The organism is Streptomyces sp. NPDC127197 (assembly GCF_042672405.1).
Classification (GTDB): domain Bacteria; phylum Actinomycetota; class Actinomycetes; order Streptomycetales; family Streptomycetaceae; genus Streptomyces; species Streptomyces flavusporus.
On the sequence record NZ_JBHXVG010000023.1, the window covers coordinates 1 to 12,665 of the forward strand.

General features: G+C 71.6%; 15 protein-coding genes. 9 read left to right on the forward strand and 6 right to left on the reverse strand.

The genetic code is table 11. The features are described 5' to 3' along the window. The coding region (locus tag ACFVJQ_RS29795; RefSeq protein WP_385788593.1) for a catalase-related domain-containing protein at positions 1-327 on the forward strand (327 nt) is incomplete at its 5' end. A gap of 75 nt (positions 328-402) precedes the next feature. Here ACFVJQ_RS29795 and ACFVJQ_RS29800 read toward each other — a convergent pair. Continuing rightward, positions 403-795 (reverse strand): cyclic nucleotide-binding/CBS domain-containing protein, encoded by a 393-nt coding sequence (locus ACFVJQ_RS29800; protein WP_224736757.1) that lies wholly within the window; start codon positions 793-795, stop codon positions 403-405. Positions 796-919: 124 nt separating this feature from the next. Beyond that, positions 920-1,720: a histidinol-phosphatase gene (gene hisN, locus ACFVJQ_RS29805; protein WP_385513398.1), complete on the reverse strand. Its 801-nt coding sequence runs from the start codon at positions 1,718-1,720 to the stop codon at positions 920-922. Between the two features lie 150 nt (positions 1,721-1,870). On the opposite strand from hisN, the gene ACFVJQ_RS29810 reads away from it, so the two are divergent. Then, positions 1,871-2,479: a TetR/AcrR family transcriptional regulator gene (locus ACFVJQ_RS29810; protein ID WP_385788595.1), complete on the forward strand. Its 609-nt coding sequence runs from the start codon at positions 1,871-1,873 to the stop codon at positions 2,477-2,479. A gap of 9 nt (positions 2,480-2,488) precedes the next feature. On the opposite strand, the gene ACFVJQ_RS29815 is transcribed toward ACFVJQ_RS29810, so the two are convergent. From ACFVJQ_RS29815 to ACFVJQ_RS29830, 4 genes are all read right to left on the reverse strand, one after another. Next, complete coding sequence (locus tag ACFVJQ_RS29815) at positions 2,489-2,812, reverse strand: DMT family transporter (RefSeq protein ID WP_385788597.1); 324 nt, start codon at positions 2,810-2,812, stop codon at positions 2,489-2,491. A gap of 136 nt (positions 2,813-2,948) precedes the next feature. Then, on the reverse strand, positions 2,949-3,959 hold the full coding sequence (gene rsgA, locus ACFVJQ_RS29820; RefSeq protein ID WP_385513395.1) for a ribosome small subunit-dependent GTPase A: 1,011 nt from the start codon (positions 3,957-3,959) through the stop codon (positions 2,949-2,951). Between the two features lie 18 nt (positions 3,960-3,977). Beyond that, positions 3,978-5,294, reverse strand: coding sequence for a 3-phosphoshikimate 1-carboxyvinyltransferase (gene aroA, locus ACFVJQ_RS29825; protein WP_385788599.1), 1,317 nt, complete (start codon positions 5,292-5,294; stop codon positions 3,978-3,980). An 87-nt stretch (positions 5,295-5,381) separates the two neighbouring features. Then, positions 5,382-6,095: a M50 family metallopeptidase gene (locus ACFVJQ_RS29830; RefSeq protein ID WP_385788601.1), complete on the reverse strand. Its 714-nt coding sequence runs from the start codon at positions 6,093-6,095 to the stop codon at positions 5,382-5,384. 49 nt (positions 6,096-6,144) lie between these two features. On the opposite strand from ACFVJQ_RS29830, the gene ACFVJQ_RS29835 reads away from it, so the two are divergent. The 7 genes from ACFVJQ_RS29835 to ACFVJQ_RS29865 all read left to right on the forward strand — a co-directional run bounded on the left by ACFVJQ_RS29835 (position 6,145) and on the right by ACFVJQ_RS29865 (position 12,640). Beyond that, on the forward strand, positions 6,145-6,960 hold the full coding sequence (locus ACFVJQ_RS29835) for an SOS response-associated peptidase (protein ID WP_224736763.1): 816 nt from the start codon (positions 6,145-6,147) through the stop codon (positions 6,958-6,960). A 1-nt stretch (position 6,961) separates the two neighbouring features. Further along, complete coding sequence (locus ACFVJQ_RS29840; protein ID WP_385788604.1) at positions 6,962-7,588, forward strand: alpha/beta family hydrolase; 627 nt, start codon at positions 6,962-6,964, stop codon at positions 7,586-7,588. A 256-nt stretch (positions 7,589-7,844) separates the two neighbouring features. After that, a complete protein-coding gene (locus ACFVJQ_RS29845) occupies positions 7,845-8,540 on the forward strand; it encodes a sigma-70 family RNA polymerase sigma factor (RefSeq protein WP_385513406.1) in 696 nt (231 codons plus the stop codon). Next, positions 8,537-8,851 carry a mycothiol system anti-sigma-R factor gene (rsrA, locus tag ACFVJQ_RS29850; RefSeq protein ID WP_385513391.1) on the forward strand — a complete coding sequence of 105 codons (315 nt, stop codon included), beginning with the start codon at positions 8,537-8,539 and terminating at the stop codon, positions 8,849-8,851. Before ACFVJQ_RS29845 ends, rsrA begins: the two co-directional genes overlap by 4 nt. A 145-nt stretch (positions 8,852-8,996) precedes the next feature. Next, the gene (locus ACFVJQ_RS29855; RefSeq protein WP_385788606.1) at positions 8,997-10,310 is read left to right on the forward strand and encodes an HD-GYP domain-containing protein; all 1,314 of its coding nucleotides are present in this window, start codon (positions 8,997-8,999) and stop codon (positions 10,308-10,310) included. Then, positions 10,307-11,554, forward strand: coding sequence for an HD-GYP domain-containing protein (locus ACFVJQ_RS29860; RefSeq protein ID WP_385788608.1), 1,248 nt, complete (start codon positions 10,307-10,309; stop codon positions 11,552-11,554). The genes ACFVJQ_RS29855 and ACFVJQ_RS29860 overlap by 4 nt, the downstream gene beginning before the upstream one ends. A gap of 105 nt (positions 11,555-11,659) precedes the next feature. After that, positions 11,660-12,640, forward strand: a complete 981-nt coding sequence (locus ACFVJQ_RS29865; protein ID WP_224736768.1) for a hypothetical protein — start codon at positions 11,660-11,662, stop codon at positions 12,638-12,640. Positions 12,641-12,665 lie beyond the last annotated feature (25 nt).

A 12,665-nucleotide genomic window follows, 5' to 3' on the forward strand; every position in this document is an offset into this window, starting at 1 on the left:
AAGGGCGCGAAGAACTACGAGCCGAACAGCTTCGGCGGCCCGTTCCAGACGGACCGGCCGCTGTGGGCCTCCAGCTCGGACTTCACGGCCGGCACGGGCAACCACCCGGCGCCGGTGCACGCCGAGGACAACGACTTCGTCCAGGCGGGCAACCTCTACCGCCTGATGTCCGAGGACGAGAAGGAGCGCCTGATCAACAACCTGGCGGGCAGCATCGCCGGGGTGTCGCGCGACGACATCGCCGAGCGGGCGATCAACAACTTCCGCCAGGCGGACGGTGACTTCGGCAAGCGGCTGGAAGCCGCCGTCCAGGCCCTGCGCGGCTGACACCAGCCAGCACTGGATCGCTTGCCGTGGCGACGGGCCGGGTTCCTCGGGGAGCCCGGCCCGCTTCGCGCGCCTCTAGGCCGGTACCTGCTGCCGGGCCGGCACCCAGCAGCGGATGATGTCGCGGACCGAGACGATGCCGGCGGGTTCGCCACGGTCGAGAACGATGAGATGGCGGAAGCCGCCGTGCGCCATGGCACGGGCCGCCTCCTCCAGGGTCCAGGCCGGGGCGGCGAAGACGACGTCGGTGGTGGTGTGGGCGTGGGACAGCTCCGTGTCCGGGTCCTGACCCAGGCCCACGGAGTTGAGGATGTCCCGCTCGGTGAGGATGCCGATGCCGCCGGCGTCGGGGTCGAGGACCACGGCCGCGCCGACCCTGCGGGCGGACATCAGGGCGGCTGCCTGGCGAAGCGTGTGGGTGGGGCCGATGGTGAGGACCACCGTGCTCATGGCGTCGCGGACGAGCATGGGATGGAGCCACCTCCTGAGGAAGCCCCGGCTTCGGTCATTGCACTTTGTTCATCGTTTCACAAGTTCACAAGGCCGGGGATTCTCAGAGTGACAGGCAAAGAGAGGGTCAACAAGGGGGCGTTCAGTAGCGCTGGTTGAGGTAGCCGAGCAACTCGTCGTGGAGCAGGCCGTTCGACGCGGCCGCGTTGCCGCTGTGCGGGCCCGGACGGCCGTCGAGGCCCGTGAAGGTGCCGCCGGCCTCCGTCACGATGATCGCGTTCGCGGCCATGTCCCAGAGCGACAGCTCGGGCTCGGCGCACATGTCGACCGAGCCCTCGGCGACCATCATGTACGGCCAGAAATCGCCGTACGCGCGCGTGCGCCAGACCTCGCGGGTGAGGTCCAGGAAGCCGTTCAGACGGTCCTGCTCCTCCCAGCCGGACAGGGAGGAGTACGCGAACGAGGCGTCCGACAGCTTGGAGACACGGGAGACGTGCAGCCGGGTGGCGGAGGACAGGCTGCGCCCGGTGAAGGCGCCGTGGCCCTTCGCGGCCCACCAGCGGCGGCCCAGGGCGGGGGCGGAGACGACGCCGACGACGGGCTGATAGCCGCCCTCCGCCGCCTCCATCAGCGAGATGAGAGTGGCCCAGACGGGGACGCCGCGGACGTAGTTCTTGGTGCCGTCGATCGGGTCGATGACCCAGCGGCGCGGGCCGGTGCCCTCGATGCCGTACTCCTCGCCGAGGATCGCGTCGCGGGGGCGGGCGCGTTGGAGCTGGCCGCGGATGAGCTCCTCGGCCGCCCGGTCGGCCTCGGACACCGGCGTCATGTCGGGCTTCGTCTCGACCTTGAGGTCGAGGGCCTTGAAGCGGTCCGTCGTCGCGGCGTCGGCGGCGTCCGCGAGGACGTGGGCGAGACGCAGGTCGTCGAGATAGTCGGGCATGAGCGAACGGTATCTGGATCTGTTGGTACGGGGCTATGGGGGGGCGGCGTGGGAGGGTGCCCTGGTGCGCCCCCTCCGCGCCTGTACGAACCCTTGACAGTGCCCCCGGGCGCGTCAAATCTGGGCAGGAATTCGTTGTCCCGGGAGGCGATGATGCCTGCAGCGCGGGAGTCCCTGCTGGATGCCGCTTACACGGCGCTCGCCCGTCGGCCGTGGGCCGCGGTGCGGATGGTGGACGTGGCCGCGGCGGCCGGGGTGTCCCGGCAGACGCTGTACAACGAGTTCGGCAGCAAGGACGGGCTGGCCCGGGCGCTGGTGCGCAGGGAGGCCGACGGGTATCTCGCCGGCGTCGAACGCGCGCTGGCCACCCACAGCGACGCCCGTGAGCGGCTCACCGCCACCGCGGAGTGGACCACGTCGGCCGCCCGGGAGAACGCGCTGGTGCGGGCCATGCTCACCGGCTGCTGGAACGAACGGCTGCCCGCACCGAGGCTGTCGGCGGTGCCGTCCTCCTCCGCCGTACCCGCGCAGCGGCGCGCCGACGGGCCGCTGCCCTCGCCCGGCGACTTCGTGGCGCTCGTCCGCGACCGCGCGGTGGCGGTGCTGGCCGGTCCCGGCGCGCAGAAGACGGACACCGCCGACCTGGCCCGCTCCTGCGAACTGGTCGTCCGCCTCGCGCTGTCCTGCGTGGCCGCACCGCCTGTCGAGGGCGGGGTCGCCGATCTCGTCCGCGGGGCCCTGTACCGGCAGCCGGTGTGAGTCCTCGGGTCAGTGGGCCGAGCCGGACAGCTGGAGGCCGATGATGCCGATGATCACCAGGCTGATCGAGACGATCTTCAACGTCGACACGATGTCGCCGAGGAAGACCATGCCGTAGATGGCGGTGCCGGCCGCGCCGATGCCGGTCCACACCGCGTAGGCGGGGCCCACGTCGAGCTTTTTCAGGGACAGCGTCAGCAGGCCGAAGCTGCCCAGTGCGAAGACGCAGAAGGCGACGGTCGGCCACAGCCGCGTGAAGCCGTGGGACAGCTTCAGGCAGACGGCGAAGCCGGTTTCGAGCAACCCGGCCACGATGACCAGCAGCCACGCCATGTGCTGTCCTCCCCGTACGTCCACGTCCGGTGACCGCTTGTCAGGCTTTGCTCACCCCTGGGATCCGGCCTAGCGATTATGCCCTTACCGGACCCGCCGGGAGGCAAACCCCGCGTGAAGAGAAACAACGCGCGGGTCAGTCGCCTTCCTTGCGCTCCCGCGTGGCCAGCAGTCGGCGCAGCGAGTACAGGCGGGCGGGGTCGGCATGGCCTTCGGCCACCCAGGCGTCCAGCGCACAGTCCGGCTCGTCGTGACTGCACGCGCGCGGGCAGCCCTCCGTGCCCGGTTCCAGGTCGGGGAAGGCGTGGATCACCCGGGACGGGTCGACGTGGGCGAGGCCGAAGGACCGTACGCCCGGGGTGTCGATCACCCAGCCGTCCGTGCCGGACAGCGGGAGCGCCAGGGCCGACGTCGTGGTGTGCCGGCCGCGGCCCGTCACCACGTTCACATGCCCGGTCAGGCGGCGGCGCTCCTTGGGCACCAGGGCGTTGACCAGGGTCGTCTTGCCGACGCCGGAGTGGCCGACGAAGGCCGTGATCTTGCCGTCCAGCTGGTCCCGTACGCGGTCCGCCGCCTCGCCGCTGTCCAGTTCCTCGCGGCTGGTGACGACGTACGGGATGTCCAGGTGGCCGTAGAGCTCCAGGAGCTTGTCGGGCGGGGCGAGATCCGACTTCGTCATGACCAGGAGGGGTTCGAGTCCGCCGTCGTACGCCGCCACCAGACAGCGGTCGATCAGACGCGGGCGCGGCTCCGGGTCGGCGAGGGCGGTGACGATGGCCAGCTGGTCGGCGTTGGCGACGACCACCCGCTCGTACGGGTCGTCGTCGTCCGCGGTGCGGCGCAGCACCGACGTGCGCTCCTCGATGCGCACGATCCGGGCGAGCGTGTCCTTCTTGCCGGACAGATCGCCGACGAGGGCCACCCGGTCGCCGACCACCGCCGCCTTGCGGCCCAGTTCGCGGGCCTTCATCGCCAGCACGATCCGGTCCTCGACGAGGCAGGTGAGCCGGCCGCGGTCGACGGTGAGGACCATGCCCTCGGCGGCGTCCTCGTGCTTGGGCCGGATGTTCGTACGCGGCCGGTTGCCCTTGCGGTTGGGGCGGGAGCGGATGTCGTCCTCGTCGGTGTGCTTGCCGTAGCGGCGCATGACCTGATCCCGCCGTCCCTATGCCCCGAGCATCCCGGTCCACAGGTCGGGGAAGTCCGGCAGGGTCTTCGCCGTCGTCGCCACGTTCTCGATCTGCACGCCCTCCACCGCGAGGCCGATGATCGCGCCGGCAGTGGCCATCCGGTGGTCCTCGTACGTGTGGAAGATCCCGCCGTGCAGGGGGCGCGGGCGGATGTGCAGGCCGTCGGCGGTCTCCGTCACGTCACCGCCGAGTTCGTTGATCTCCTTGGTGAGGGCGGCCAGCCGGTCCGTCTCGTGCAGGCGCAGGTGGGCCACCCCGCGCAGGGTGGACGGGGAGCCGGCGAGGGCGGCGACGGCCGCGATGCCGGGGGTCAGCTCGCCCACGTCGCCGAGGTCCACGTCGATGCCGTGGACCGAGCCCGACCCGGTGAACTCGAGGCCGTAGTCGGTCAGTTCGCAGGAACCGCCCATCTCGGTGAAGATCTCGCGCAGCCGGTCGCCGGGCTGGGTGGTGCGCGACGGCCAGTCCGGGATCAGCACCTTGCCGCCGGTCACCAGCGCCGCGGCCAGGAACGGCTGGGCGTTGGACAGGTCCGGCTCGATGGTCAGGTCACGGCCGAGCAGGGCGCCCGGAGTGACCCGCCAGACGTTCGGCTCGCCGCCCGACTCCGGGGTGTCGACCTGGGCGCCGACCGCGCGCAGCATGTCGACGGTCATGCGGATGTGCGGCATCGAGGGGAGCGTCGAGCCGGTGTGGCGGACCTCGACGCCCTGGTTGAAACGCGGGCCGGACAGCAGCAGCGCCGACACGAACTGGGACGAGGAGGAGGCGTCGATCTCGACCGGGCCGCCGTCCAGGGCGCCCCCGCCGTGCACCGTCAGCGGCAGCGCGCCGCGACCGTCGTCGTCGATCCGGGCGCCGAGGACGCGCAGGGCGTCGATCACGCCGTTCAGCGGGCGCTCGTACGACCTCGGGTCCCCGTCGAAGCGGATGGGGCCGTCGGCGAGCGCGGCGACCGGCGGCAGGAACCGCATCACCGTGCCGGCGTTTCCGACGTCGACCGTGGCCGGGCCGCGCAGACCGGCCGGGAGCACCCGCCAGGCCTCGCCGGTGCCGTCCGGACCCACGCCCTCCTCGATGGCGACGCCCATCGCACGCAGGGCACCCGCCATCAGGAGCGTGTCACGGGAACGCAGCGGGCGGCGCAGCCAGCCGGGCTCGGAGGCGAGGGCGGCGAGCACCAGGGCGCGGTTGGTGACCGACTTGGACCCGGGCACATGGACCGTGGCATTGACGGCTCCGCTCGCGTGCGGGGCGGGCCAGAGGGTGGTGTGTGCGTCGTTCGGGGCCATGGGCCCCACTCTAGTGGGAGGCCGTTGTTCGGGTGCGGCGCCGTCGGGGCTGGTCGCGCAGTTCCCCGCGCCCCTTAGGTCTGCTGGTCATGCCCCGAGTAGCCAACGCCCCCCACCTATCAGCGAGGAGAAGGACACGGCATGGAACAGGAAAAGCCACAGGCCTGCCGGGGCGTGTGTCAGGCGGGACAGCTGGTCCGCGTCCGAGTCTCCCGCGCCTCCCCGTGAGCGCTTCGCCTGGAGTTCGAACGCCGGGCGCACGCCGCCCACCAGCAGGAACCACACCACCGCGTAGGCGAACGCCGCCTGTATCTGCGGGCCGGTCAGCCAGGACACCATCAGGAACATACCGCCGGTCAGGATCACGGTGAGTGCCCCGTACGCGTTGCGGATCATCACCAGCATGGCCACCAGCAGCGCCGTGGCCAGCCACAGCAGCAGTGTGATGCGGCCCGTGGCGAGCAGCGCGGCACCGCCGAGGCCGAGCAGCGGGGGAGCGGTGTAGCCGGCGGCGGCCGTGAGGATCATGCCGAGGCCGTACGGCTTGCCGCGGCTGACGGTGAGGCCGCTGGTGTCGGAGTGCAGCCGTATGCCGGTCAGGGTCCGGCCGGTCAGCAGGGCGACCAGGCCGTGGCCGCCCTCGTGGGCGATGGTGATGGCATTGCGGAAGACGCGCCACAGGCCGTGCGGGACGATCACCGCGAGAGCGGCGACCAGGGTGGCGATCACCACCCACACGTCGGGGTCGGGCTGGGTGCCGATGAGCTCGTCCCACAGAGAGGTGGCTGTAGTGCTGTCCATGTTTCTGGGGCGCTCCCTCTGATCGGCGGAGTCTGGCAGTGTGGCACGTATGTGCGGACGGTATGCATCGAGTCGTAGGCCCGAGGATCTCGTAGGAATCTTTGAGATCGAGAAGTGGGAGCCCGAGGAGACTCTGGAGCCCGACTACAACGTGGCGCCGACCAAAGAGGTCCACGCGGTCCTCGACCGTCCTCTGAAGGACGTCGACGACCGGCGCCCGGTTCGCCAGCTGCGCAAGCTGAAGTGGGGACTGGTCCCGTCCTGGGCCAAGACGCCCGAGGGCGGCGCCCGGATGATCAACGCGCGCGCGGAGACGGTCCACGAGAAGCCGGCCTACCGCCGCGCCTTCACCACCCGGCGCTGCATCCTGCCCGCCGACGGCTACTACGAGTGGGTCACCGGCAAGCAGGAGCGGGACCTGGAGGTCGAGGGCAAGAAGAAGCGGCCGCGCAAACAGCCGTACTTCGTGCTCCCCGCCGACGGGTCGGTGTTCGCGATGGCCGGGCTGTACGAGTTCTGGCGGGACCGGACGCTGCCCGACGACCACCCGCAGGCCTGGTGGGCCACCTGCTCCGTCATCACCACGGAGGCCGAGAAGAGCCCACTGGCCGTGGCCCCCGCCGACGGCCCGTACACCCTCGCCGACATCCATCCCCGGATGCCGCTGATGCTCACCCCGGACCGCTGGGACGCCTGGCTCGACCCGTCCCGCACCGACCCCGACGACCTGCGGGAGCTGCTCGCCCCGCCCCCGCCCGGCCTGATGCGCGCCTACCCGGTGACCACGGCCGTCAGCAACGTCCGCAACAACGGCCCGGAGCTGCTCACGGAGCTCGAAGGCCCCGAAGAGGGCACACTCTTCTGATGTGAGCGAGATCATCGAGACGGACGCCGGTACCGCCCGCATCACCTGGCACAAGGCGCGGAGGGCCAGGCTCGTTCTGGCCCTCGGCCACGGCGCCGGCGGTGGCATCGAGGCGCGCGACCTCAAGGCAGTCGCGGACGTGCTGCCCGGGCACGGGGTGAGCGTCGCCCGCGTCGAGCAGCCCTGGCGGGTCGCCGGGAAGAAGATGGCCCCCGCGCCGAAGACGCTGGACGTGGGCTGGCGCGGGATCTGGCCGGCCCTGGCCAAGCCCGGGCTGCCGGTCGTCGCGGGCGGACGCAGCGCGGGCGCCCGGGTCGCCTGCCGTACGGCGACGGAGCTCGGGGCGGCGGCGGTCCTCGCCCTCGCCTTCCCGCTCCACCCGCCGGGCAAGCCGGAGAAGTCCCGCGCCGAGGAGCTGCTCGGGGCCGGGGTGCCGACCCTCGTCGTCCAGGGCGGGAACGACCCGTGGGGAAAGCCCGCGGAGTTCCCCGAGGGTTCCCACGAGCTGGTCGAGGTGCCGTACGGCGATCATGCTTTCGCGGTCCCGAAGCGGGCGGAGATCACCCAGGAGCAGGCCCTGGAGATCCTCACGGACGCGGTGGTGCGGTGGACCGGGTCACTCGGGTAAAGCTTCGGGAATGCCGGGGCCCCGACCACTGTTGAGGCGGACAGAAGTGCTGATGACCAGCGCCGACGTCGTAGGAGAGGAAGTCCGCCGCATGGGTTCGATCTACTGCCCGAGCCGCAGCAGCCGCACTGACCTGGACTGGACGGTGCTGCACGCGGCCAAGGCCGTTCCTGTTCGAGCGGCGGCGGGTGCGGATCGTCGTCTATCCTCCGATTCTGGTGGGACCGCATTCGGTCTCGCCCGGAATCTTGAGGAGGTGGGTCCGGTCACCGGTACCGACGCAGGGACCGACAACGGCCAGGCGGAGCTGCCCGAGGGCCAGGGCATCAGCGGGGACTCGAGCACGGAGTCGACCGCTCAGCGCAGTGCGCGCTTCGAGCGGGACGCGCTCGAATTCCTCGACCAGATGTACTCGGCCGCGCTGCGCATGACGCGCAACCCGGCCGACGCCGAGGACCTGGTGCAGGAGACGTACGCCAAGGCGTACGCGTCCTTCCACCAGTTCCGCGAGGGCACCAACCTGAAGGCGTGGCTGTACCGGATCCTCACCAACACCTTCATCAACTCGTACCGCAAGAAGCAGCGCGAACCCCAGCGCAGCGCGGCCGAGGAGATCGAGGACTGGCAGCTCGCCCGTGCCGAGTCGCACATGTCGACGGGCCTGCGCTCCGCGGAGTCGCAGGCGCTCGACCACCTGCCCGACTCGGACGTGAAGGAAGCGTTGCAGGCGATCCCCGAGGAATTCCGCATCGCCGTCTATCTCGCGGACGTAGAGGGCTTTGCGTACAAGGAGATCGCGGACATCATGGGGACACCCATCGGTACGGTGATGTCCCGGCTGCACCGGGGCCGCCGTCAACTGCGCGGCATGCTCGAGGACTACGCCCGTGAGCGGGGGCTGGTCCCGGCGGGCGCCGGAGAGTCGAACGAAGCGAAAGGCTCGGGCTCATGAGCTGCGGAGAGCCGCACGAGACGGACTGCAGTGAAGTCCTGGACCATCTGTACGAGTTCCTCGACAGTGAGATGCCGGACGTCGATCGCGAGAAGATCCAGCACCACTTCGAGGAATGCTCGCCGTGCCTGGAGAAGTACGGCCTGGAGCAGGCCGTGAAGAAGCTGGTCAAGCGGTGCTGCGGGCATGACGACGTGCCCACCGACCTGCGGGCCAAGGTCATGGGACGGATCGATCTGATCCGCTCCGGGCAGGCCGTGCCCGAGCACGACGTGACGGCCACGCCCCAGGCGACCCCGCAGGAATCCTGAAACTCCGGGGACGGGATTCCGCTACGGGGGTCCCGTCACCCGAACGTGCTAATCGGCCGTCCGTCGGCCGCGCCCCTCCCCCTCACCGCCCTAAGCTCCGGAGCCTGGACAGGCACGGTCGGGGGACCGGGGGAGGGGCGTCGTCATGGAGGCGGTTCCGGCACGCGCACGTGTGTACGTCGCCTGTGTCGTCCTCGGTGCCCTGGTCTGCCTGCTGCCGCTGCCGACGGTACGTGCGTCGTGGCGGGCGATGATCCTGCTGGCCGTTCTGTACGCCGGTGGTGAGTGGCTCGCCCGCAGACGCATCGCCGGCGCCTTCCACCCCGTCCTGCTCGCCGGGGCGTTTCTGCTGCCGCCGGCCGCCGCGGCGCTCGTCGCCCTGCCGGGAGCGCTGCTGTCGCCGGTGGAGCGGCGCCCCGTCGGGCTGCGGCGGATCTGGCGGGCCGCCCAGCTCACCCTCGCGGTGTGGGCCGCCGCCCGCGTCCATGGCGCGCTCGGCGGGCGGGACGCCGTGGTCGCGCCCGACTTTCCCTACGCCCTTGTGCCGGCCGGGGCCGCCGTGCTGGCGTTCTGCCTGGTGCTGACCGTGCTGGACGGGGGCATTCTCGCGCTCGCCGAGCATGTGCCCGTGCGGGCCGCCTGGCGGGGGCTCTTCCTCCGGTCACTGGCGCCGCTCGCGGTGCACGGCCTCGCCGGGCTGATGATGGCCGTGCTGTGGCGCAGCCCGTACGGGCCGCCCGCCTCCCTGCTCGTACTGCTGCCCATGTGCGTGTCCTGGTGGGCGTTCGCGCAGTACCACCGGGAGCGGGGGGCCCACCAGGCGACGATCCGTGCGCTGGTGCAGGCCGTCGACATCAAGGACGAGTACACGCGCGGGCACAGCGAGCGCGTCGGGCAGGCCTCGATGATGATCGCGCGCGAACTGGGCATGGACGACGAGCGGGTGGAGGTCCTGCGGTTCGCCGGGATTCTGCACGACGTGGGGAAGCTGGGGGTTCCCACGCGGCTGCTGCGCAAGGACGGGCCGTTGACGCCCGAGGAGCGGCGGGTGATCGAGCTGCATCCCGAGTACGGGCACGAGATGGTGCGGGGGATCTCGTTCCTGGGGGAGGCCCGGGCGGCCGTACTGCACCATCACGAGCGGTTGGACGGGAGCGGGTATCCGTACGGGCTCAGGGCGAGCCAGATTCCTGAGTCCGCTCGGGTGGTTGCGGTGGCGGATGCGTTCGATGCGATGACGTCCACGCGGTCCTATCGGCGGGGGCGGCCTGTTGCGGCCGCGCTGGAGGAACTCGAGCGGTGTGCGGGGGCACAGTTCGACCCTCGGATGGTCGCGGCGTTGGTGCGGGGGGTGGAGCGGTGTGGGTGGCATCCGGCGGTGACTGCTGACGGCGCGCAGTCCCGTCGCCTTCACCCACCCGCTCAACCTGTTTCCAGTCGGGCAGGAGTGAAGCGTTGAGACCCCGTCGACTGCGCTTGCCCCTCCATCTCATTCATCTCTCCGCCGGGCTCCTCGCCTCCGTGTCCCTCGGCATCACCCTCTGGACCGGTCTCCAAGAGCGCGGTGTCGCCCTTGCCTTCGGGGTGCTCGTCACCGTCGGGGAACTGGCCCGGTGGACGGGGCCGCAGGTCAGGGAGGCGGCGCCACTCGGGGCCGCGGGAGCGTTGTCGTACGCCCTGCTCGGCGAGGACGCCGGGAACCCCACTGCACACGGCGTCGCCCAGGTCGTCAGTGTCGTGCTCGCCGCCTCACTGGCCGGATGCGTGCCGCACATCGGCCGCGGGCGGGGGCCCGTGGTCGATCATCTGACCCGGCGGGTGCTCACCGTGGGGTTCGCCGCCCTGTGTTTCCAACCCCTGTACAAGCAGGGGTTGTTCGGGGACTGGAGCGGGCCCGCCTACGCGCTGCTGCTGATCGCCCTGCTCACGGTGAGCGTGCTGTGCGACGCCGTGCTCGCCGCGGCACTGGCGCACTCCCGTACCGGGTGGCCGTTCGGGCCGCTGCTGCGGGACGAGCTGCGGGCCATGCCGGGCATCGGGTCGGCCGTGTGCGCGACCGGGGCGGTGATGGCGCTCGCGGTCGCCGTCGTCGGGCTGTGGGCGCTGCCCGTGTTCTGTCTGCCGCTGCTGCTCGCGCAGGTGTCCCTGCGGCGGTACGCAGCCGTGCGGACCACCTACCGGCAGACCATCGCCTCCCTCGCCCGGGCCACCGAGATAGCGGGGTACACGCCGGCCGGGCATGCTCGCAGGGTGGCCGCGCTCAGCCGGGCCGTCGGGCGGGACCTGGGGCTGAGCGAGCCCGAGCTCACCGTGCTCGAGTACGCGGCCCTCATGCATGACATCGGGCAGCTCAGCCTGGTCGATCCGGTGCCGGCCGGGGCCACGGCCGGGCTGCCCGCCGCCGAGCAGCGACGGATCGCGCTGCTGGGCGGGGCCGTCGTACGGCAGACCGGGGTCGACCCCTCGGTCGCGGTCGTCGTGGAGCGGCAGGCCGACCCCTACCCGGAGCAGCCGGTCGCCGCCCGGATCGTACGGGCCGTGAACGCGTACGAGGAGAAGGTGCGCGACGCCGGACCCGGCGGACCCCTGACGGCGCTGGAGGAGCTGCGGCTGGGGACCGCCGGGGACTACGCTCCCGAGGTCGTCGAGGCACTGGCCCGGGTACTGTTCCGCGATGGTCTGACCCTGCCCTCCGTGGGGTAACCCATGGGTAATGAGCGTCCTTCCAGCCGCACGTGGTTGGATGCGAAGGGAAGGGTGTCCGGGGGCACAGGCCAGCCCACCGAACGGAACTGGCAGGCGGGAATCGTGAGGATCTTCGGCAAGGGACGGCACCGGCCCTCCGCCTCCTGGCGGCAGGCCACCGACCGTGCGTTCACGCTGATCGGGGACGGCCGGTACGAGGACGCGGGCGCGCTGCTGACCCGGGCCGCCGACCTGGAGCCCTGGCTGTCGGAGTCCTGGTTCAACCTCGCCCTGCTGCACAAGTTCCGGCACGACTGGGAGCAGGCCAGGGCGGCGGGCCTCAGGGCCGTGGCCCTGCTCGACCGGGAGACCGGCGCACCCGACTGGTGGAACGTCGGCATCGCCGCCACCGCCCTGCAGGACTGGCCGCTGGCCCGGCGCGCCTGGCAGGCCTACGGGCTGCATGTGCCCGGCGGCGCCACCGCGTCCGGCGAGCCGGTCGGCATGGACCTCGGCAGCGCGGCCGTACGGCTGTCGCCGGAGGGCGAGGCCGAGGTGGTGTGGGGGCAGCGGCTGGATCCCGCGCGGATCGAGGTGCAGTCCATTCCGCTGCCGTCCTCCGGGCGGCGCTGGGGTGAGGTCGTACTGCACGACGGCGTGCCGCACGGAGAGCGGACGACTGCGGCGGGGCATTCCTATCCGGTCTTCGACGAGATCGAGCTGTGGGCGCCCTCGCCGGTGCCGACCTGGGTGGTTCTCCTGGAGGCCGACACCGAGGCCGACCGGGACGCCCTGGAGCAGCTGGCGGCCGACGCCGGGTTCGCTGCGGAGGACTGGTCGTCGTCCGTGCGGCTGCTGTGCCGGCTGTGCTCGGAGTCGCGGATGCCGGCGGACGAGGGGGACGGGGAGCACCTGGATCCGCACGATCACAGCGAGCCCGGTCATCCGGGGCCGCTCGGCCATCGCACGGACGGGCAGCTGTGGGTGCCCGAGCGCGAGTGCGGGGTGGCTGCGCCGGCTTCGCTGGTACGGGGGTTGCTGGACGGGTGGGTTGCTGACTCGCCTGACTCTCGGGACTGGCGGGATCTGGAAGAGGTTTGCTGAGGACTGAGTCCCGCTGCGGGTTCGT